Source organism: Acidovorax cavernicola (assembly GCF_003581445.1).
In genome coordinates, this window is record NZ_QXMN01000005.1 from 115,531 (window position 1) to 136,510 (window position 20,980).

Below are 20,980 nucleotides of genomic sequence, written 5' to 3' on the forward strand. Positions count from 1 at the left end.
ATTGGACAGACATGACCCAGGACGCCGAGAGTTTCGCCGGCACACGTGCCATTTCCCCGCAGCACCGCTTTGACGTGAACGAGCTCGCTGCCTGGCTCGAAAGCAACCTCGATGGTTTCGCCGGCCCGCTCACAGTGGAGATGTTCAAGGGCGGGCAATCCAACCCGACCTACAAGCTCGTGACGCCCACCCGAAGCTACGTGATGCGCGCCAAGCCGGGCCCCGTAGCGAAGCTGCTGCCTTCCGCGCATGCGGTGGAGCGCGAGTTCAAGGTCATGCGTGCCCTTGCCGGGACCGGCGTGCCGGTGCCGCGCATGCACTGCCTCTGCGAAGACGAGTCGGTCATCGGCCGTGCCTTCTGCATCATGGAGTTCGTCCAGGGCCGTGTGCTGTGGGACCAGTCCCTGCCCGGCATGGACCGGGGCGAGCGAGCGGCGGTCTACGACGAGATGAACCGCGTGATCGCCGCCTTGCACGCGGTGAAGTTCGCGCAGCACGGCCTTGCCGATTTCGGAAAGCCCGGCAACTACCTCGAGCGCCAGATCGGCCGCTGGAGCAAGCAGTACGTTGCATCCGCCACCCAGAAGATTCCCGAGATGGACCGGTTGATGGCGTGGTTGCCGGCGCATCTGCCCGAAAGCGCGCGCGATGAACGAATGGTCTCGATCGCGCATGGCGATTTCCGACTCGACAACCTGGTCTTCCACCCCACCGAGCCACGCGCGATCGCCGTGCTCGACTGGGAGCTGTCCACGCTCGGCCATCCGCTCGCGGACTTCAGCTATCACTGCATGTCGTGGCACATCACGCCCAAGATGTTCCGTGGCATCGGCGGACTCGACCTGAAAAGCCTGGGCATTCCGGCCGAGAGCGAGTACATCCGCAAATACTGCGATCGCACCGGCCTCACGACCCCCGAGGCGCTGGCGCCCGATTGGAACTTCTACCTGGCCTACAACCTGTTCCGCATGGCGGCGATCCTGCAGGGCATCGCCAAGCGGGTCGAGGCGGGCACTGCATCGAGCGCGCAGGCCGAGGGGCAGGGTGCGCGGCCGATGGCCGAGCTGGCGTGGCGGTTCGCGCAGCGGGCCTGAGTAGAGCGGGCCATGCGCTGCGGCAATGCACATGCCACCGCGCGATCGTTGAGTTCCACAAGAAACGGGTCAGAGCGACTGCAGCCAGGAGAGGTAACCGGCGGCACGTCGTTCGGCACTGCCATCGAGAAAGATGATCACCGCCGCCTGGACCGCGAGGGCCGCTCCGGCGCCTTGCCAGGCGGTGCCCCTCGGCGCCAGCGCGACGAGCAGGAGTCCCGCGATGACGAGTGCGAATTCGATCCAGTGATTCCTTGCGAATTCGTTGATGACGACCTGCATGCGAGGAATCTCCTCGAGGCCCAGTCGCACCCGCTCATTCGCAACGATGTGCTGGACGCGCGCGAGGTCTTGCGGGCTGCGCCACCAGACCGAGCCGCCGACACCCAGCTGGACGAGCGCCGCCAGGACCAGCGGCACTGCCGCGCCGCGCCAGAACGCGCCGTGGCGCCAGGTCCATGCGGCCACGCCGATCGCCACCGCGCCGACGACGATGAACATGAGTCCACCCCATCGCTCCGCAGTGAAATAGGCGTCGGCCATGTTCATCCGGATGTCCGGGGTGGGGAGGCGTTGCATCACGCCTCAGGCCACGGCCGCCCTGGCGAGGGCGGCGTCCTGCTCGGGCGTTCCACCGGACACTCCGAGTGCGCCGATCAGCGCACCGTCCGCGTCGAAGATCGGCACGCCGCCACCCATCAGCAGCAGGCCCCCCGCATGGACGTGATCGAAGTGCGGCGTCGGGGCCCCCAGCTGCAGCGGCGCGTTCAGTGACTCGCTGGGCATGCGGAACATCACTGATGCACGCGCCTTGGCCAGCGCCAGTTCGTTCGATGCCAGCCATGCGTCGTCCATGCGCGAGAAGGTCACGAGGTTGGCGCCGCGATCCAGGATCGCGAACACCGCGTTGAGGCCCGCATCCTTTGCCGCCTGGCGGCCGCGGGCCACGATGCGATGTGCCTCGTCGATGGTGATGTCAGGCATTCTGGGTCCACTCCGTCTCCTGCCATTGCTTGGCCACGTCGACCGTCGCGAACGGACGCATCGTGCGATACAGGTGTTCCTTGGCGGGGATGATCTCGACCATCGCGTCGATCATCTCCTGCGGGTCTTCCTGACCGGCCAGGCCTGCGGAGAAGTCGGGCATCGGCACGACCGCGGTCTTGGGGTCGTACCACTGGGCATGGCTTTCCACGCCCGTGTCGTTGAACCCGGTGAGGAAGGCGCCCGGATTGACGGTGGCCACCTTCACGCCGAAGGGGGCGAGCTCGACCTTCATCGAGCCCGCGATGGCCTCGATCGCGTGCTTGGTCGCGCAGTAGATGCCAAGGAACGGAACCACCAGGATGCCGCCCATGGAGGAGGTCCACACCACCTTGCCGGAGCGGCGGGCCACCATCTTGGGCACGATGGCCTGGACCAGTTCGAGATGCCCGAACACATTGATGTCGAACGACTCGCGCGCCCGCTGCATCGGGATGTCGGTGATGGGGCCGCTCTCCATGACCCCGGCATTGAGCACCAGCACGTCAGGATCGAAGGAGCCTGCATGGGCGATGTCGATCTTGTCGAGCAGGTTGAGCTTGATCACCTCCAGCTCGACACCTGCTTCTGCCGCATCGGCACGCAGTTCGCGAACTTGGGGCCATGTTTCGGCGCCGGCCACCACCTTGTGGCCAAGGCGCGCCAATGCGATGGCCGTGCCGCGGCCGAAACCCGAGCTTGCGCCCGTGATCAGAATCTTCTGGGACATGAGTGAGTACCTGCGAGTGAATCGTGCATTCAGTCTAGGAAGCCCGTACTATCAAAACAATCCCATCCATGTTTGTTGTTCCGGTGAATCCCATTCATCAATTCAAGGGCTGTGACCTGCTCTCCCTGAATGTGTTCCTCGCCGTCGCGGCGCACGCGAGCTTTCGCGAGGCAGGCAAGGAGCTCGGCATCACCGCATCGGCGGTGAGCCATTCCATCAAGGTGCTGGAGCAGCGCCTGTCGGTCCGGCTGCTCAACAGGACCACGCGCAGCGTGTCGCTGACCGATGCGGGGGAGCGGCTCGCCGCCACGCTGCGGCCCGCGCTCTCGTCGGTGGCCGACGCCCTGCAGGAGATCGACAGCCTGGGCGGCATCCCGAGCGGCACCGTGCGGATCAATTCCAGCGAAGGCGCGATCCGATTGGTGCTGCAGCCGGTGCTGGCGCGCTTTCTGCGTGAGCACCCGCAGGTTCATCTCGACATCGTGTGCGATGGAAAGCTCAGCGACATCGTCGCCCACGGCTTCGATGCGGGCATCCGGTTGGCGGAGGCCGTGCCGCAGGACATGGTGTCGATCCGCGTGGGCGCGCCGGTGCGTTTCGCTGCAGTAGCTTCGCCAGGCTACTTCGCTGCGCGTGGCCGTCCTGCCGTGCCACAGGATCTGCATGGCCATGACTGCATCCGCTTTCGCTTCGACAGCGGTGCGATCTATCGCTGGGAGTTCGAACGCCACGGAAACGCCGAGACCGTCAACGTCAACGGCCCGCTCACCCTGACCGACCAGCCCCTGATGGTCGATGCGGCCATCGACGGCATCGGCATCGCCTTCGTGCCCGATCACCTCGCAGCCAACGCGCTGAGCGACGGGCGACTCGAGCGTGTGCTGGAGGCGTGGTGCCCGGCGTATCCCGGCCTTTGCCTCTACTACCCCGGCCATCGGCATGTCTCCAGCGCGTTGCGCGCGCTGATCGCGATGCTGCGCGAGGCGCTCCAGAACGACCCTCAGCACGAGAGCGCCTGAAGTCTTGCGCTTGAGGGCAGGGCGCGCGGGCATCTGGGCCGCCACGATGCTTTGCCGTTGAATTGGCAGGCGACGGAAACGCCTGCGGCATCTCCTGGAGGCACAAGTCTCTCGTCATATCAACGCATTGCAGTACTGAGTTTTGCTGCACGAACGACACTGATGCACCCCGCAGCGCCGAGGGTGAAAGGGCAGGGTCGTTTCAATAAAACTAAAGACAAGGCGGAATATTTGTGCATTGTTCCGACAGTGCGCGCGACCTAAAGTTCTGGCACCGAACAACGAAGAGACAAGCTTTCTCCGCAAGGAGGAAGTCAGCGCGAATGCAAGCGGTGCATGTGGGCTTCGGCCCGCGAAGCTGCTCGCTGCGCGTGTGCGAATGCCATGAACCCTTCCCTGGAATCGATCTCCCGGTCCGACCCGAAAGAAGCGCTGCTGCGTGTGCGTGATGTGGTCGTGCGATTCGGCGGCATCGTCGCGCTCGATCAAGTGAGCTTTGATGTGCCCCGGCAACAGATCGTCGGACTCATCGGGCCAAACGGCGCGGGAAAGACCACGCTCTTCAACTGCCTGAGCAGGCTGTACGAGACCACTTCCGGCGGCATCGAGCTCGACGGCCTGTCGATCCTGAACCTGCCCGCCCATGCAATGGCTGCGCGCGGCATCGGGCGCACTTTCCAGAACCTCGCGCTGTTCCCGAGCGCGACCGTGTTCGAGAACATCCTCATCGGCTGTCATACCCGCACGCACGGCAATCTCCTGGCCGACATGCTCAGCCTGCGGCGCAGCCGGCAGGTCAACCGTGCGGCGGCTGTCGTGGCGAACGAGTTGATCGCCTATCTGCGGCTCGGTGAGGTCGCGCACCGCCGTGTTGCGGAGCTGCCCTTCGGTACGCAGAAGCGCGTGGAGTTCGCACGCGCGCTGGCGATGAAGCCCCGGCTGCTGCTGCTCGACGAGCCAGCGTGCGGCCTGAACCATGAAGAAGTCGAGGGCCTGGCCGATCTCATCCGCGGCACGCAGCGCGACTTCGACCTGACGGTGTTGCTGGTGGAGCATCACATGGGCCTGGTGATGGGCATCTCGGACTGGATCGTGGCACTCAACTTTGGCCGCAGGATCGCCGCCGGGACGCCTGCCCAGGTGCAGGCGAACCCGGAGGTCATCGCGGCATACCTTGGGGAGTCCAAATGACGCCGCTGCTGCAGGTGAAGAACCTGTCCGCCTCCTACGGCGCCATCACGGTGCTGCACGGTATCGATCTCGACGTGAAACGCGGCAGCGTCACGGCATTGCTGGGCGCCAACGGCGCGGGCAAGACGAGCGCGCTGCGAGCCATCTGCGGCCTGCTCACGCGCAAGGGGTCCATCGAGCTGGACGGCCGGCCGCTCACCGGCATGGGCACGGAAGACATCGCCCGTCTGGGCATCAGCCACGTGCCCGATGGGCGCGGCACCTTCACCCATCTGAGTGTCGAGGACAACCTGCGCCTGGGCGGGATTTTCCAGAAAGACAAGAAGCAGCTGGCGTCCGACATCGAGCGGATGTACGAGTACTTCCCGATCCTCAAGGCGCGGCGCCTGCAGCAAGCCGGCCTGCTTTCGGGCGGGGAGCAACAGATGCTTGCCGTAGGCAGGGCCTTGATGTCGCACCCTCGCCTGCTGTTGCTCGACGAGCCGTCGTTCGGCCTGGCGCCCAAGGTGGTCGCGGAGATCTTCGCGATCTTTCGTCAGCTCAACGAGGAGGAGGGACTGAGCATTCTGCTGGTCGAACAGAACGCCGCCCTGGCCCTCGAGATCGCGCAGGAGGCCTACCTGATCGAGACGGGCCGCATCGTCTTCTCCGGGTCCGCCGCCAGCGTGCAGAACAACGAAGACATCCGTCGCGCATACCTGGGAGGCTGAACATGGAACTACTCGTTCAACAGGTGACCGCCGGTCTTGCGACCGGTGCCATCTACGCCTGCATGGCGCTGGCGATCGTCATGATCTACCGGGCTATCGGCCACGTGAATTTCGCGCAGGGCGAGATGGCTATGGTCTCGACCTACCTGGCCTGGCAGCTCATCGAGTTCGGGGTGCCGTACTGGCTGGCCTTCGTGTTGACGCTGGTGCTGTCCTTCGTGCTGGGTGCCATGGTCCAGCACCTGCTCATCCGCCGGATCCGCAACGCATCGGACATCAACCAGATCATCGTCTTCATCGGCGTGCTGCTGGTGCTCAACAGCGTGGCCGGGTTCATCTGGAGCTACACCGTCAAACCGTTCCCTTCGCCCTTCGGGACGGCACCGTTCATGGGCAGCCCCCTGGCCAGCGCGCACCAGGTGGGAATGATCGGCGTGATCCTCGTCGTGCTCCTGCTGCTGTTCCTGTTCTTCCGCTTCACCCGCACCGGTCTGGCGATGCGCGCGGCGGTGAGCAATCCGAGCTCCGCGCGGTTGCTGGGCATCCGGGTGAAGGCGCTCGAAGCGCTGGGGTGGGGCATGGCCGCCAGCATCGGCGCCATCGCGGGCATCCTGGTCGCGCCCATCGTCTTTCTCGAGCCCCACATGATGGCCGGCATCGTCATCTACGGCTTTGCCGGGGCTGTGCTCGGGGGACTGAGCAGCCTGCTCGGCGCGCTGATCGGCGGGCTGCTGCTGGGCGTGCTGGAAAACCTCATCAGCACCTTCGTTCCGGTCGTCGGCGGGGAGTTGAAGTCCACGATTGCGCTGATCGCGATCGTGGTCGTGCTTCTTGTCCGGCCACAGGGCCTCATCGGAAAGCTCACCACGCACAGGGTATGACCGACTCTTCCAACTCCCGCTCTCCCGCTTTCGCCACCGGTCGATATGGCCACGCGATCGCCCTCGTGATCGCTGTTCTGGTGCCCGTGCTGGCGAAGGACTTCTTCGTCTTCCAGGCCACGCAATTGATGGTCTATGCCATTGCCATCATCGGCCTGAACATCCTGGTCGGGATCAACGGCCAGCTCTCGCTGGGGCATGGGGCCTTCTATGCATTGGGTGCCTACACCGTCGCCATCCTCATGGACGGTTACGGAATGCCTTATGGATGGGCGTTGCCTGTCGCGGCGTTGATCACCTTCGTCGCGGGCTTTGCCTTCGGACTGCCGGCGCTTCGCCTGGAGGGCATCTACCTTGCGTTGGCCACCTTCACGCTTGCCATCGCGCTGCCGCAGATCCTGAAGCTGTCGGTGCTCGATCCATGGACAGGCGGCGTGCAGGGCATCTCGATCACGAAGCCCGAGGCGCCTGCGTTCCTGCCGCTCAATGCCGACCAGTGGCTGTATGCCCTGACCCTGGCCATCACGTGTCTCGTCTACTGGCTGGCCCGCAACCTCATCGGCAGCAGGACAGGGCGCGCGCTGACGGCCGTGAAAGACAACGCGCTGGCCGCGCGCACGATGGGCATCAACGTCGCGCTCTACAAGACGCTGGCGTTTTCCGTCAGCGCCTGCTTCACCGGCATCGCGGGCGCTCTCAGCGCGATCGTCGTGCAGTACGTCTCGCCGGACAGCTTCAGCTTCTATCTGTCGGTGGCCATCCTGGTCGGACTGGTGGTCGGCGGCGTCGGCTGGCTGCCGGGTGCCTTTCTCGGTGCCGCTTTCATCCTCTTCGTGCCCAACATCGCCGAGGGCGTGTCCAAGGGCCTGTCGGGCGCTGTCTACGGCGTGCTGCTCATCGCACTCATCGTTCTGCGCCCCGGCGGCTCGGTGGGCTTCGGCGCCGCCTGGCGTGGACTGCTTTCACGCACAGGGCGCACGACGCGCCAGGTATCGCTATCGCTTTCACAAGAAAAGGAGACAGGATCTTGAACATGCACACGCGCTTTTCCAGAAGAACCGGCCTCACGGCCCTCGCAGCACTGCTGATAGGAGGGCCACTGTCCGGGCGGGCCGAGAAACGATACGGTCCCGGCGTCACCGACACCGAGATCAAGATCGGCAACACCAGCCCCTACAGCGGCCCCGGGTCGGCCTACGGTGCGATCGCGAAGATGCATGCGGCGTACTTCAGGATGGTGAACGAGAAGGGTGGCGTCAACGGCCGCCGGATCAACTACCTTTCCTACGACGATGCGCTGAGTCCGCCCAAGACGGTCGAGCAGACACGCAAGCTGGTCGAACAGGACCAGGTGCTCGCCGTGTTCAATTCGGTCGGCACCGCGGCCAACCTGGCGGTGCAGAAGTACCTGAACAACAAGAAGGTGCCGCAGCTCCTGATCGGCGCGGGCTCGACGCGGCTGATCGATCCGAAGACCTTCCCCTGGACCATCGGCTGGCAGCCGACGTACCACAGCGAAGGCGCGATCTATGCGAAGTACATCCTGGCCAACATTCCTGATGCACGGGTTGCGATCCTGTCGCAGAACGACGATTTCGGCCGCGACTATGTCGGCGGCCTCAAGGCGGGATTCGGCGACAAGGCAAAGAGCCTGATCGTCTCGGAGACCACCTATGAGCCCACGGACGCCACCGTCGACTCGCAGATCCTCAAGATGAAGGCCTTGGGTGCCAATGTGCTGGTGAACATCACCACGCCGAAGTTCGCCGCCCAGACCATCAAGAAGGTGGCCGAGGTCGGATGGAAGCCGACGCACTTCCTGACCAGCATCTCGATCTCGATGGGCGCCGTGATGCGGCCCGCGGGCCTGGAGAACGGGCAGGGGATCATCAGCGCGGCCTACTTGATGGAGGCGACCGACGACCGCTGGAAGGACTACCCCGAGATGCGGGAGTGGAACGCCTTCATGGACAAGTACCTGCCCGACGCCAACAAGGCCGACTGGATGAACGTCTTCGGCTATGTCGCCGCCCAGGCACTGGTGCACGTGCTGCAGCAGTGCGGCGACGACCTCTCGCGCGAGAACCTGATGAAGCAGGCCGCCAGCATGAAGAACGTGCGCTTCAAGCTGATGCTGCCGGGCATCTTCGCCAACAGCAGCGACAAGAACTTCTTCCCGGTGCGGCAGCTGCAGATGGTGCGGCTGAACGGCCAGAAATGGGAGCCCTTCGGTGCCGTCATGGGCAGCGAGGAATAGACCACGCAACGCAGGACAGAACCATGCACGACTACAAGATGCTCATCGACGGGCAATGGCTGGACGCCCGTTCCGGCCAGACGCTCGACACCGAGAACCCCTACACCGGCCAGCCCTGGGCCCGCATTCCCAAGGCGGCACCCGAGGATGCGGATGCCGCCGTGCGCGCAGCCCACCGGGCCCTGAAACAGGGCCCCTGGGGATCGCTCACCGCCAGCGGGCGCGGCGCGCTGCTGCGCCGGTTGGGTGACCTGATCGCCGGTGAGGCCGAGGCGCTGGCGCGCACCGAGGTCCGCGACAACGGCAAGCTCTTCGCCGAAATGCGCGCGCAGCTGAATGCCGTGGCGCACATGGCGCACTACTACGCGGGCTTGGCCGACAAGGTGGAGGGCAGCGTGCCGCCGCCCGACCGCAGCGGCATGTTCACCTACACGCGCCGCGAGCCCGTGGGGGTCGTGGTGTGCATCGCGCCGTGGAATTCGCCGCTGGCGCTGCTGGCATCGAAAGCCTTTCCCGCGCTGGCCGCCGGCTGCACGGTCGTCGTCAAGCCGTCCGAGTACACCTCGGCCTCTTCGCTGGAGTTCGGGCGATTGTTCGAGCAGGCCGGCTTCCCGCCGGGTGTCGTGAACATCGTGACCGGCCTGGGGGCCGACCTGGGCGAGGCGTTGGTGACCCATGCGCTGACGGCAAAGATCGCCTTCACCGGCGGCGAGTCGGCCGGTCAGCGCGTCAACGAACTGGCCGCGCGCGACTTCAAGAGCGTGACGATGGAACTGGGCGGAAAGTCGCCCAACATCGTCTTCGACGATGCCAACCTGGATGACGCGGTGAACGGTGCGGTCGCGGGCATCTTCGGGGCGGCGGGTCAGACCTGCATCGCAGGCTCGCGCCTGCTCGTGCAGGAGAGCATTCACGACGCATTCGTCGAACGGCTGGTGGAGGTCGCTAGGGTCGCGCGCCTGGGCGATCCGAACCTGCCCGACACCCAGATCGGCCCGATCGCGACCCGGCCCCAGTACGACAAGATCCTGAAGTACATCGAGATCGCGAAGAACGAAGGCGGCCACTGCGTGCTGGGCGGACGCCCCAGCGCCGAACTCGGTGGCCTGTTCGTCGAGCCGACCATCTTCACCCGCATCCACAACGGCATGCGCATCGCGCGCGAGGAGGTCTTCGGGCCCGTGCTGTCGATCCTCACCTTCAAGGACGAGCGCGAGGCGCTCGAGATCGCCAACGACACCTTCTACGGTCTGGCCTCAGGCGTCTGGACCCAGAACATGGGGCGGGCGTTCCGGATGGCCAACGCACTGGAGGCTGGGACGGTCTGGATCAACACCTACCGGGCGCTGGGCGTGCACATGCCGTTTGGCGGCTTCAAGCGCAGCGGGCTGGGGCGCGAGAACGGCCTGGAGGCCATCGAGGGCTACCTGCAAACGAAGAGCGTATGGCTCAACTACGACGCGCCGACCGCGAATCCGTTCGTGATGCGCATCTAGTGCCAGCCCTGCCCCAAGCCATCAGGAACAACGTCTCTCATGACACCCACAGAACAGTACGACTACATCATCGTCGGCGCGGGATCAGCGGGCTGCGTGCTCGCCAACCGGCTTTCCGAAGACCCCTCGAAAACGGTGCTGCTGCTTGAAGCCGGCCCCGAGGACCGCAGCATGTGGATGAAGATCCCCGCCGGAACGACCAAGGTCTTCCGGCCCAGCGCCGTCAACTGGGGCTACTTCACCGAGCCGGAACCGAACCTGCGCGGCAGGCAGATCTACTGGCCGCGCGGCAGGACGCTGGGCGGATCGAGTTCGATCAACGGCATGGTCTACCTGCGCGGCCACCCGGAAGACTACGACCAGTGGGCGCGCCTGGGCAATCCGGGCTGGGGCTGGAATGACGTGGTGCCGTACTTTCGCCGCAGCGAAGACCAGCAGCACGGCGCCAGTGCACTGCATGGCGCCGGCGGGCCGCTGGCGGTGAGCGATCCGGTCATCGACGATCCTGCCGGGCGGCTCTTCATCGAGTCGGCGATCAACACCGGCTCGCCCCTGCGCAAGGATTTCAACGACGGCGTGCAGGAAGGCGTCGGACGGGCGCAAGTCACCGTGCGCGATGGCCGCAGAAGCTCGACCTCGGTTGCCTTCCTGCACCCGGTGCGCGGGCGCGCCAACCTGCATGTCGCTGTCGAAGCGCTTGCCGAAAAAGTGGTGCTCGAAGGCCGGCGCGCCACGGGCGTGCGCTATTCGCAGCGTGGCGTCGGCAAGCTTGCCACCGCCCGGTGCGAGGTCATCCTGTGCGGTGGCGTGATCAATTCGCCTCAGCTTCTGATGCTCTCGGGCATCGGCCCCGCGGCCCATCTGCGCGAGCATGGAATCGACGTCGCGCTGGACCTGCCGGGCGTGGGCGAGAACCTCCAGGACCACCTGTACGTGTACTACGTGGCGAAGTGCGAGAAGTCCATCTCCCTGAACCACAAGCTCTCGGGGCCGAACCTGTACGTCGAGGCGATGAAGTACTTCGCGAACCGCAGCGGCTACCTAAACATCGGCGCGGTCCAGGCGACAGCCTTCGCCCGCGTCGGGCCGCAGGCCACCCGGCCCGACGTGGAGGTCAGCTTCCGGCCGATGAGCCTGAACATCAGCAAGAAGGGCGACATCGCGCTGGACAGCTTCCCGGGCATCAATGCCTCGTGCAGCCTGCTGCGGCCTCAGGCGCGCGGCCGCATTCGCCTCGCGAGCGCGAACCCGCGCGACTACCCGCGCATCCACGCGAACTACCTGGACAACGCGGAGGATCTGCAGGTGATGCGCGAGGGACTTCGCTGGATACGCAAGACCTTCGAGACCGAGCCGCTGTCACGCTTCATCCGGAGCGAGCACGCGCCGGGCAAGGCGGTCCAGTCGGACAGCGAGTGGGAGGATTTCATCCGCGACTCGGCTCAGTCCGTCTACCACCCGGTGGGAACTTGCGCGATGGGCAGCGACGGCATGGCCGTGCTGGACCATGAACTGCGAGTGCGCGGCATCGATGGCCTGCGGGTCGTGGATGCTTCCGTCATGCCACGCATCACCTCTTCCAACACGAACGCGCCAGCGATCATGATTGGGGAAAAGGGCGCCGACATGATCCGTACGGCTGCGAGGCGTTGACACCAGATTTCCAACTGTCGGGGACCGGGTTCTTGTTTGCTTGTCGGTGTCGTCGGTTGGCCGTGCGCATTGGCGGTACGCAACCTACGAACTAAGAGTCTGCGGCTGGATTCATCTGATGTACGACGTAGGCGGCCCAGTCTTCCATCAACTGCTTACGTCGCTCCACCATATCGCTGCGCGCGTAGGCACGCACGGTCTGGTCTCCCACAACGTGTGCCAGCGCGAACTCAAGCATCTCGTCCGGATACTGGGTTTCCTCCATGCCCCAGGTGCGAAAACTCGCGCGGAAGCCGTGCATCGTGTACGGCAGTTCCATGCGCCGCATCAGCTGCGTGAACACCATGTCGCTGTAGGGCTTGCCAGCGGGGTTGGGGAACACCAGGCCTTCGCCGGGCTTGGTCGCGTCGAGGCCCTGTAGTTCACGCGCTTCCAGCAAGATCTCGTGGGCGCGCCGCGACAAGGGAACCCTGTGATTCCGGCCGGCTTTCATGCGTTCGCCTGGCACGGTCCAGCTTGAGAGGAGGGCGTCGAACTCGGACCACTGCGCTCCGCGCGCCTCGCCGCTGCGTGCGCCTGTTAGCACGATGAACTCGAATGCCAACTTCACCATGGGTGTGGCCGTGCCAGCTTTCACGGTTGCCAGCAACGCCCCCGCTTCCGCGTGCGGGCACGAAGGATGGTGTTCGACCTTGCGCGCCCGATCATTGGCCCCCAATGCCAGCTTCAACTGTTCCCAGAATTCCTGATCCAGCCCCAGGCAGTAGTCCTTGGCTGCACCGTAGTTGATGACCGTCCGAATGCGTTGGAATACACGGCTTGCAGTCTCGGCCTTCTTCTTCCAAATGGGGAGGAGGGCCTTTTGGATTTCAGCTTTGCCCACCGCCCCCACAGGCAGCTTGCCGCAGACTGGGAAGACATACGTAGACAGCGTATTGATCCACTGGTCACCATGCCTGGCGTTCTTCCAGTTGTCGACATGGGCTTTGTGATATTCCCGAGCACAAGCCTCGAAGGTCACGCTTGCTTGGGCTGCCTGCACTTCGGCGACGCTGCGCTCAACCCGCAGCTTGTCGCGATGGGCAATGGGGTCGACGCCCTGGGCTACCAGTTCGCGCTGTTGCTGGGCCAACTCTCGGGCGCGGGCCAGCCCCACATCAAATATCGAACCCAGCCCCATTTCGCGTGTCTTGCCGGCCATGGTGTAGCGCAGCAACCAGGAGCGGCCGCCCTTAGGGGCTATTTGCAGGTACAGGCCGCGCCCGTCGAGGTAGTAGCCGGGCGCTTTATTTTTGCTTTTTACGGCGGCGTCGGTGAGGAGGTTGTGGCGCATACAAAAGTTGTATAGCCAAAATCCGCATTCGAACTGGCTGTACCCCCTATATTACCCCCTTTAAGTGCTGCGCTGCCTTGGTTTTTGCTGCATTTCCTTGTACCAATCGAATTACCTAAGCTACTGGTGCTAAAGGTTTTTTGTGCCTTGTTGGTTGCCTTTGTATTTACCTGCAGTTATGATGACGGGGCCTCCCTCTCCTCCAAGAATGGCCCCGCAAGGGGCTATTTTTTTGCCCGTTTCCCACCGAAAACTCAGCAGAATCAAGGCGTTAGCCGATTCTGCCGCCTGCGTTTCGGTCCACTCCCCACCCCTTCCAAAGCTGTCTCACACCGACAGTCGGTAGGCATCCGTGTAGGCATCGAGCGGCATCCGATTCAAGGTGCCTACAAACACCCTCGCCGACAGCGTCCCGTCGATTGCCACCGCCCCTTGGGCAGCCTATTCCCCTCGAGGAGGCGTTTGAGTCGGGGGACCTAGTCGTCCGGGTCCTGATGATTCGCCAGCAGCCCGAGCACCAATCCGCCCAGGACGATGGCCAGGGCAAGAATCAGCGATGCCTCTGCGAGTAGTCTCATGGTGTCCTGCAATCGATGTCTCCCTCACGGTGTGCCCTGCCATTGAACGGGGGTTCGCTGACTGGTGGCTGAGCGGGAAGAGAGAAGGGTTTTGTGCGCGGCTTCAGCCAGGCTTCAGGTTGGCCGCGGATACTGCGGGCGACGGTCTTCTGGCGTTGGTAGAGGACGCTTCGGCACCCGCCCTTTGCGGTGGTTCCTCGAGGCTGGAGGTCGTCACAGTTTTCTCGCGCAGCGGGTCACGCCCGAGCGCTTTCACCGAGCCACACCGGCTCGTTCGACGTGTCGGGGAAGTCCGCGGTGTCGACCAGCGCGGCATCCTCGCTCTCCGTGATGTCCGTGATCCCCGCGATGTCTGACACGCACGGCGTCGCCGGCGCCATGTGGCGCAGCTCGTAACCCCGTCCGTACACCGAGAGCAACACGTACTCGCCGCCCTTGTGCAGCGAGAGCTTGCGGCGGATGCTGGCCACGCAGCAGTCGAGCGTGCGGCTGGTGCGTTCGATGCGCGCGTCCACCCACAGCGAGGCCAGCAGCCAGTCGCGCTCCAGCAATCGGCCTGCATTGCGAAAGAGCAGCAGCGCCAGTTCGAACTCGCGTGGCTTCAGGCGCGCTTCGATGCCGTGGTGCACGACCACGCGGCGCTCGCCGAGGAACTGGTAGTCGCCGAAGCACGCGACCGCGGCCTGCGGCTGCAGCAGCGTGCGGTTGCGGCGCAGCGACTCGCGCACGCGCAGCTCCAGCTCGAACTCGTCCACAGGCAGCACCGCGAAGTCGATGCCGGCGCCCGGCGCCTCGTCGCCCGCGGCCGACAACACATCGACCAGCAGCTCGCGCTGCAATGCACGCGCCACCAGGAAGATGGGAATGCGCAGTGCGCGGCACATGGCGGTGAGGATCGGCCAGGCGCCTTCGTCATTCAGCACGACCAGCAACAGGTCGAACTGCTGGCCCTGCGTCAGCGCCAGCAGGAAGTGAGCGCTGTCGTCGAAATGCAAGGGCTCGCAGCCCATCAGGCGCAGGCGGTTGCCCCAGCCGGCCTGCTGGGCCTCGTCGCAACCCACCATCGCGATGCAGCGTGATCCCTGCTGCGCGGCCATGTCGTTGCAGTGCATTGGCGTGGAAAGGGGAGTCTTCATGTCGATGGCATCCATGCGAGGGTGGTGAAGGGCGCCCGGGAGGGTGGCAGGAGGATCAGGGGCGTGCGGCGCCGGTGCTGCGCGGCAGCTTCCAGCCGATGCCTGCGTTGAAGCCCCAGTCCCGGCCGGTGCTGGACACGCCCATGCCCCAGGCCGTGTCGCCGTCGCCGGACGTGCGCTTGAAGCCCAGCGCCGCGGCCGTGTAGCCCCGGTAGCTGCCGAAGGCCAGGCCGATGGCCTGCTCGCCGGGCCGGTACGACGGCACATAGGCGGCCGACATGGCAATGGCCATGGCCGCGCCCGAATAGGCGATGCGTGCCGTCTCGCCGACGGCCGCGCGTACCGGGTGCAACTGGCCCAGGTTGATGGCGTCGTCCGACCGCACGGCGGGCGCGAGCTCGAAGGCATGGGCACCGGCGCACGCGAGCCACAGCAGCACCAGCGCCATCGCGGTGCGTGGAGGCTGAGGGGCGAAGCGTGCGGATGCGTTCACGTGTGCTCAGCCGGCGGCCAGCCGGGTGCCCGCGCCGGCCTGCGTCTTGCGCACACCGTCGGGGCCGTAGAAAGGTTGGGCGCGGGCCTGCAGGAAGTGCAGGGCCTGCTGCGTGAAATCGAGGTGCGCGTAGACCAGCGTGCCGTTGTGCAGGTTGCGGCTGCGCGCTTCTTCGGCCACTGCAAGCAGTTCGTTCCAGGCCTGGCGTGTTGCCGCGCCGCCTGCCGCGGCGGCTGCGTCGGCACCGGAACGGCCGGGCGCGAAGCCCAGCGTTGCCTGCAGCGATTCGCGCTGCGCGTCGAGTTCGGCCATGCGGTCCAGCAGTGCGGTCTTGTGGCCGGCGATGGCGTTCAGCGCGTCGAAGGCGCTGTCCGACATGGCCTGCGCTTCCTGTTCCAGCGTCACGAGGAATTCGGCGATGCAGTCTGCTTGCGCGCGCAGGTGGGCCAGCAGGTGGGCCGACAAGTGGGTCATGCCTCGCCCTTCGGGCCGAGCAGCTCGCGCACGCTGGCCAGCAGGCCGTCGGCGATGCGTTCGGGGCGGATCTCGTAGCGGCCGGCGCGGATGTCCTCGCGGATGGCGGCCACGCGTGCCGCGTCGAAATCGCTGCCACCCACGGCGGCGGGCATCGCATGGACGAGCGCGGAGGCCTGTGCCACTTCCTTGGGGCGCTGCACGGCGTCGGCGGCCGTCGACGAGGCGAGGCCGCCCGGTGTGGACGTGCGATGCAGGGGCGTGGCCGAAGGGGCGGTGGGATCGATTTTCAAGGTGATTCCTCAGGGGCTGACCCGTATATCGGCAGCCGGGGCGAGAACTTTAGGAAGGGCGTGCATGAAGCCTGCGAGGGCGCTACTGCACCAGCCGGACCTGTCCTTCCTCGTCGGCCACGCCGCGGATCACCCGGCCGTCCAGGGTCCTGGCCTGCACCACCGCGCCCACCGCGGCGCCGCTCAGGGCCTTGGCCTCGGTGCTGACCACGAAGCCCGGCCCCTGCGCCACCACCTTCACGGCCTGGCCCTGCTGGATCACGGCGACGCCGCGCAGCAGCTCCTTGCGGATCGGGGCGCCGGGCGCGACGCGGTTGGCGCTCACCTGCCCGGCCAGCTCGGCCGCGCTGGTGACCACCGAGCGCGGCAGCCGCGTGAGGTCGCCGGTGCGCTCGACCACATCGCCGGCGTTCAGCGAATGGCCCGCGTCGATGGCACGCGCGGCCACAAAGTAGCGACCCTCCACCGCGACGCGCGCCTGCACGAAGCGCGTCCACGGCCGCTCGGCATGGCAGCGCACGCCCACCGAGATGCGGCCCCACGGCGTGACGCCCGGCGGCAGGAACACCTCGGGCGCTTCGCACGGCGGCAGGGCGGCGGTGCCGCGTCCTTCGAGGCTGACCGTCACCTTCCCAGGCAGGCCGGCGCTTTGCACCTGGAGGTAGGTCCGGACCGCCGCCTCTGCCGTGTCACCTGCGACCGCGCCGGACGACATCGCGCACCACAGCCCCATCGCGCAGGCGGTGCGCAGCAGGTGTCGGCGAAGCGGCAAAAGGTTCATCGAAGGCGAAGAAAGAGGGCGAAGAATCGAAAACGCCGGTGCGAAGAAGCCGCACCCGGCGCCCATGAATTCTTATGAAATTGCCCCTTCGGCGAAGGTGCGAGCAGCAGGCGAAACCCCCCTTTGTTCGGGCGATTGCAAACGCGCCGCATGCATAGACTCGCTTTCCATCGGTCGCTGCGCCCCGTGCACTGGCGACCCTTCAACAGATGGAACCAAGATGATCGACAAGCTGGATGCGGCCTTTCGCTTCCACCGCGAAGCGCTCCATCTCCGGGCGGAACGCCAGGAGGTGCTCGCGGCCAACATCGCCCATGCCGACACGCCGAACTACAAGGCGCGCGACTTCGACTTCGGCGCGCGCCTGAGCGAAGCCGTCGAGCGCGGCCGCGCCGCATCGTCGGTATCGATGGCCACCACGTCGTCGCGTCATCTCGCGGGCCAGGCGCAGGCCACGGCCAATCACGACCTGCAGTACCGCGTGCCGCACCAGTCCAGCCTCGACGGCAACACCGTCGAGATGGACGTCGAGCGCGTGGCTTTCGCCGACAACGCGCTGCGCTACGAATCGAACCTGACCCTCATCAACGCGAAGATCAAGTCGCTCCTGTCGGCGGTGCAGCCATGAACATCTTCGACGTGGCGGGCTCCGCCATGACCGCGCAATCGCAGCGCATGAACGTGACCGCGAGCAACCTGGCCAACGCCGAGAGCGTGGCCGGTCCCGACGGCCAGCCCTACCGCGCCAAGCAGGTGGTGTTCGAGGTGGCGGCCTCGGGCCGGCGCGACATCGGCGGCGTCAAGGTGGCCGGCGTCATCGAAGACCCGTCGGCCGCCAAGCTGGTGTTCGACCCCAAGAGCCCGCACGCCAATGCCGAAGGCTACGTGGCGATGCCCAACGTCAATGTGGTCGAGGAGATGACCAACATGATCTCCGCCTCGCGCAGCTACCAGGCCAACGTCGAGGTGCTCAACACGGCCAAGACGCTCATGGTCAAGACGCTGACCATCGGCCAGTAAGCCACGCACGCCTCCCGCAAGAAGAACCCGAATCGACAGACCCATGGCCCTTTCCGACACCTCGTCCATCAGCGGGCTGAACGCGCCCACGGCGGCGAACAGCAACAACAGCGTTTCGAACGCCGACAGCGAGCAGCGTTTTCTCAAGCTGCTCGTGACGCAGCTCAACAACCAGGACCCGCTCAACCCGCTGCAGAACGCCGAACTCACCTCGCAGCTCGCGCAGATGAGCACGGTGAGCGGCATCGAAAAGCTCAACGCCACGCTCTCCGGCCTCGTCAACCAGACGGGCGCCAACCAGCTGCTGCAGGCCACTTCGCTCATTGGCTACAACGTGCTGTCGCCCGGCGACGTGCTCACCACCAAGAAGCCCGAGGACGGCAAACCGCCTGCGACGCAGGCTTTCGCCGTGCAGCTGCCGGGCACCGCCGCCGACGTCGAGATCAAGATCGTCGACAGCACCGGCAAGGTGATCCGCACCATCGACGCGGGCGCGATGAAGGAAGGCGTCAACGCCGTCACCTGGGATGGCAAGGACGACCTGGGCGTCGTGGTGGCGCCCGGCGCCTACCGCTTCACGGTCGATGCCAGCAACGGCGGCACGGCGGTGAAGGCCACCTCGCTCACCTTCTCGCAGGTGGCTGCGGTGAAGCAGGGCGCCGGCGGCGTCACGCTCGAGCTGGCCTCGGGCGCCAGCATCGGTTTGGGCGACGTGCGCCTGTTCCTCTGAGTCTTCGTATTCGACGCGGCCCACGTGGGACCGCGCTCTTCGCGCTTCTGCTTTTCTTCCTCGCATCGAACAAGGACCCCTCATGAGTTTTTCCCAAGGCATCAGCGGACTCGGCGTGGCCGCGGCAAACCTCGACGTCATCGGCAACAACATCGCCAACTCGGGCACGGTGGGCTACAAGTCGGCTGCCGCCACCTTCCAGGACGTGTACGCCGGTTCGCGCGTGGGCCTGGGCGCCTCGGTGTCGGGCGTGACGCAGAACTTCACGCAGGGCGTGACGCAGTCGAGCACGCGCCCGCTGGACGTGGCCATCCTGAACGGCGACGGATTCTTTCGCCTGGCCAGCACCAGCGGCGAGGTCTTCTACTCGCGCAACGGCCAGTTCACGCGCGACAAGGACGGCTACATCGTCAACGCGCAGGGCCTGCGCCTGACCGGCTACGGCGCCAATGCCAGCGGCGGCATCAGCGGCGGCACGCCGGGCCCGATCCAGATCGAGGGCGGCATGATGGCGCCCAAGCCCACGGGCAACGTCACGGCCCAGTTCAACCTCGACGCGCGCAGCACGGTGCCCGCCAAGACGCCGTTCAGCCCCACCGACGCCGCCACCTACAACTACCCGAACGCCATCGGGCCCATCTACGACTCGCTGGGCAACCCGCACGACGTGGCCGTGTACTTCGTGAAGACGGCGGCCAACACCTGGAGCGTGTACGGCACCTCCGATGGCGCGCCGCTGAACGGCGGCGCCGCGCTGTCCACCCTGAGCTTCGACGCCAAGGGCGTCATGACCGCACCGGCCTCGGGCAAGCTGAACATCGGGCCGCTCAACTTCACCAACGGCGCTTCGCCGCTCACGGCTTCCGTCGACCTCACGGGCACCACGCAGTTCGGCAGTGCCAACGGCATGAGCAAGCTGGGGCAGGACGGCTACAAGTCGGGCGAGCTCACCGCGTTCTCGATCAACCCCGACGGCACCATCACCGGCAAGTTCTCCAACGAACAGACCCGGCTGCTGGGTCAGGTCGTGCTGTCGTCGTTCGCCAACCCGAACGGCCTGGAGCCCAAGGGCAACAACGTGTGGGCGGAAACGCAGGCTTCGGGCAATGCGCTCACCGGCACGCCGGGCGAGGGCAGCAAGGCCGGCTCGCTGGCGTCGGGCGCGCTGGAGTCGTCCAACGTTGACCTGACCTCCGAGCTGGTGAACCTGATCGTCGCGCAGCGCAACTACCAGGCCAACGCGCAGACCGTGAAGACGCAGGACCAGGTCATGCAGACGCTCATGAACATCCGCTGACCGGGAACACCGCGTGGATCGAATGCTGTATGTCGCCATGAGCGGCGCCAAGCAGGCCATGGAGCAGCAGGCCGTGGTCGCCAACAACATGGCGAACGTCTCGACGCCGGGCTTCCGTGCGCAGATCGCGACCTTCCGCGCCGTGCCCGTGGTGGGCGAAGAAGCGCCCACGCGCGCCTTCGTGGCCGCCACCACGCCCGGCGCCGACTTCACGCACGGCCCGCTCACGCAGACCGGCCGCGCGCTCGACGTGGCCGTGGCCGGCGAGGGCTGGCTGGTGGTGCAGGCGCCCGACGGCAGCGAGGCCTACACGCGCGTGGGCAACCTGCAGATCGGCGCCGACGGCCAGCTCACGACGATGGGCGGGCGCCCCGTGGTGGGCGACAACGGCGCGCTCACCGTGCCGCCCGGCGCGGCCGTGAGCATCGCGTCGAACGGCCTCGTGGGCTCGCGCGACGCGGCCTCGACCACGATGACCGGCATCGCCGAAGTGGGCCGGCTGAAGCTGGTCAACCCGCCGACGGCCGACCTGGTGCGCGGCGACGACGGCCTGTTCCGCATGCGCGCCGACCTGCCGCCGGCCGAGGCCGACGAGGCCGTCACGCTGATCTCCGGCGCCATCGAGGGCAGCAACGTGCAGCCGGTCGATGCCATGGTGGCCATGATCGCCAACGCGCGCAGCTTCGAGATGCAGATGAAGTCGCTGCAGACCGCCGACATCAACGCGCAGACCGCCAACAAGCTGCTGGCCTACGGCTGAACCGCACGCAACCCCTTCGCAGGAACTCACC

General features: G+C 66.0%; 23 protein-coding genes. 14 read left to right on the plus strand and 9 right to left on the minus strand.

The annotated features are described in order from the left end of the window. The first annotated feature begins 11 nt into the window (after positions 1-11). Positions 12-1,094, plus strand: coding sequence for a phosphotransferase (locus D3H34_RS07370; RefSeq protein WP_119552787.1), 1,083 nt, complete (start codon positions 12-14; stop codon positions 1,092-1,094). A gap of 69 nt (positions 1,095-1,163) precedes the next feature. Here the strand turns inward: D3H34_RS07370 and D3H34_RS07375 are convergent, their stop codons facing one another. From D3H34_RS07375 to D3H34_RS07385, 3 genes are read right to left on the minus strand one after another with little or no spacing between them, the layout of a single operon-like run. Continuing rightward, positions 1,164-1,643: a hypothetical protein gene (locus tag D3H34_RS07375; protein WP_205736686.1), complete on the minus strand. Its 480-nt coding sequence runs from the start codon at positions 1,641-1,643 to the stop codon at positions 1,164-1,166. A gap of 36 nt (positions 1,644-1,679) precedes the next feature. After that, on the minus strand, positions 1,680-2,078 hold the full coding sequence (locus tag D3H34_RS07380; RefSeq protein ID WP_119552788.1) for a GlcG/HbpS family heme-binding protein: 399 nt from the start codon (positions 2,076-2,078) through the stop codon (positions 1,680-1,682). Beyond that, positions 2,071-2,847, minus strand: coding sequence for an SDR family oxidoreductase (locus tag D3H34_RS07385; protein ID WP_119552789.1), 777 nt, complete (start codon positions 2,845-2,847; stop codon positions 2,071-2,073). The genes D3H34_RS07380 and D3H34_RS07385 overlap by 8 nt, the downstream gene beginning before the upstream one ends. Positions 2,848-2,915: 68 nt before the next feature. On the opposite strand from D3H34_RS07385, the gene D3H34_RS07390 reads away from it, so the two are divergent. The 8 genes from D3H34_RS07390 (at position 2,916) to D3H34_RS07425 (ending at position 12,054) form a co-directional block, all read left to right on the plus strand. Next, positions 2,916-3,866 carry a LysR family transcriptional regulator gene (locus D3H34_RS07390; RefSeq protein WP_119552790.1) on the plus strand — a complete coding sequence of 317 codons (951 nt, stop codon included), beginning with the start codon at positions 2,916-2,918 and terminating at the stop codon, positions 3,864-3,866. Between the two features lie 384 nt (positions 3,867-4,250). Continuing rightward, complete coding sequence (locus D3H34_RS07395) at positions 4,251-5,057, plus strand: ABC transporter ATP-binding protein (protein WP_119552791.1); 807 nt, start codon at positions 4,251-4,253, stop codon at positions 5,055-5,057. Continuing rightward, entirely contained in the window at positions 5,054-5,767 is a 714-nt protein-coding gene (locus tag D3H34_RS07400; RefSeq protein ID WP_119552792.1) for an ABC transporter ATP-binding protein, read from the plus strand. Before D3H34_RS07395 ends, D3H34_RS07400 begins: the two co-directional genes overlap by 4 nt. 2 nt (positions 5,768-5,769) lie before the next feature. Continuing rightward, complete coding sequence (locus D3H34_RS07405) at positions 5,770-6,648, plus strand: branched-chain amino acid ABC transporter permease (RefSeq protein WP_119552793.1); 879 nt, start codon at positions 5,770-5,772, stop codon at positions 6,646-6,648. Further along, a complete protein-coding gene (locus tag D3H34_RS07410) occupies positions 6,645-7,679 on the plus strand; it encodes a branched-chain amino acid ABC transporter permease (protein WP_119552794.1) in 1,035 nt (344 codons plus the stop codon). The genes D3H34_RS07405 and D3H34_RS07410 overlap by 4 nt, the downstream gene beginning before the upstream one ends. 2 nt (positions 7,680-7,681) lie before the next feature. Continuing rightward, positions 7,682-8,905 carry an ABC transporter substrate-binding protein gene (locus tag D3H34_RS07415; RefSeq protein ID WP_119552795.1) on the plus strand — a complete coding sequence of 408 codons (1,224 nt, stop codon included), beginning with the start codon at positions 7,682-7,684 and terminating at the stop codon, positions 8,903-8,905. Between the two features lie 23 nt (positions 8,906-8,928). Next, on the plus strand, positions 8,929-10,401 hold the full coding sequence (locus D3H34_RS07420; protein WP_119552796.1) for an aldehyde dehydrogenase: 1,473 nt from the start codon (positions 8,929-8,931) through the stop codon (positions 10,399-10,401). 39 nt (positions 10,402-10,440) lie between these two features. Continuing rightward, the gene (locus tag D3H34_RS07425) at positions 10,441-12,054 is read left to right on the plus strand and encodes a GMC family oxidoreductase (protein ID WP_119552797.1); all 1,614 of its coding nucleotides are present in this window, start codon (positions 10,441-10,443) and stop codon (positions 12,052-12,054) included. A 91-nt stretch (positions 12,055-12,145) separates the two neighbouring features. Here the strand turns inward: D3H34_RS07425 and D3H34_RS07430 are convergent, their stop codons facing one another. The 6 genes from D3H34_RS07430 to flgA form a co-directional block, all read right to left on the minus strand. Beyond that, the gene (locus D3H34_RS07430; protein WP_119552798.1) at positions 12,146-13,387 is read right to left on the minus strand and encodes a tyrosine-type recombinase/integrase; all 1,242 of its coding nucleotides are present in this window, start codon (positions 13,385-13,387) and stop codon (positions 12,146-12,148) included. 814 nt (positions 13,388-14,201) lie between these two features. Next, positions 14,202-15,101, minus strand: a complete 900-nt coding sequence (locus D3H34_RS07435; protein ID WP_147400404.1) for a response regulator transcription factor — start codon at positions 15,099-15,101, stop codon at positions 14,202-14,204. 55 nt (positions 15,102-15,156) lie between these two features. Further along, complete coding sequence (locus D3H34_RS07440; protein ID WP_147400405.1) at positions 15,157-15,594, minus strand: YadA-like family protein; 438 nt, start codon at positions 15,592-15,594, stop codon at positions 15,157-15,159. 6 nt (positions 15,595-15,600) lie between these two features. Then, positions 15,601-16,068, minus strand: coding sequence for a flagella synthesis protein FlgN (locus tag D3H34_RS07445; protein ID WP_286185508.1), 468 nt, complete (start codon positions 16,066-16,068; stop codon positions 15,601-15,603). Then, positions 16,065-16,361, minus strand: a complete 297-nt coding sequence (gene flgM, locus D3H34_RS07450) for a flagellar biosynthesis anti-sigma factor FlgM (protein ID WP_119552801.1) — start codon at positions 16,359-16,361, stop codon at positions 16,065-16,067. The genes D3H34_RS07445 and flgM overlap by 4 nt, the downstream gene beginning before the upstream one ends. An 82-nt stretch (positions 16,362-16,443) precedes the next feature. Further along, the gene (gene flgA, locus D3H34_RS07455; protein ID WP_119552802.1) at positions 16,444-17,142 is read right to left on the minus strand and encodes a flagellar basal body P-ring formation chaperone FlgA; all 699 of its coding nucleotides are present in this window, start codon (positions 17,140-17,142) and stop codon (positions 16,444-16,446) included. A 220-nt stretch (positions 17,143-17,362) separates the two neighbouring features. Here flgA and flgB point away from each other — a divergent pair, with 220 nt between their 5' ends. The 5 genes from flgB (at position 17,363) to D3H34_RS07480 (ending at position 20,949) form a co-directional block, all read left to right on the plus strand. After that, positions 17,363-17,770: a flagellar basal body rod protein FlgB gene (flgB, locus tag D3H34_RS07460; RefSeq protein WP_119552803.1), complete on the plus strand. Its 408-nt coding sequence runs from the start codon at positions 17,363-17,365 to the stop codon at positions 17,768-17,770. Further along, complete coding sequence (gene flgC / locus D3H34_RS07465) at positions 17,767-18,162, plus strand: flagellar basal body rod protein FlgC (RefSeq protein ID WP_119552804.1); 396 nt, start codon at positions 17,767-17,769, stop codon at positions 18,160-18,162. The genes flgB and flgC overlap by 4 nt, the downstream gene beginning before the upstream one ends. Before the next feature lie 43 nt (positions 18,163-18,205). Next, complete coding sequence (locus D3H34_RS07470) at positions 18,206-18,892, plus strand: flagellar hook assembly protein FlgD (protein ID WP_119552805.1); 687 nt, start codon at positions 18,206-18,208, stop codon at positions 18,890-18,892. Positions 18,893-18,974: 82 nt separating this feature from the next. Further along, positions 18,975-20,189, plus strand: coding sequence for a flagellar hook protein FlgE (gene flgE, locus D3H34_RS07475; RefSeq protein ID WP_119552806.1), 1,215 nt, complete (start codon positions 18,975-18,977; stop codon positions 20,187-20,189). A gap of 13 nt (positions 20,190-20,202) precedes the next feature. Next, positions 20,203-20,949: a flagellar basal body rod protein FlgF gene (locus tag D3H34_RS07480; protein WP_119552807.1), complete on the plus strand. Its 747-nt coding sequence runs from the start codon at positions 20,203-20,205 to the stop codon at positions 20,947-20,949. The last annotated feature ends 31 nt before the right edge of the window (positions 20,950-20,980 follow it).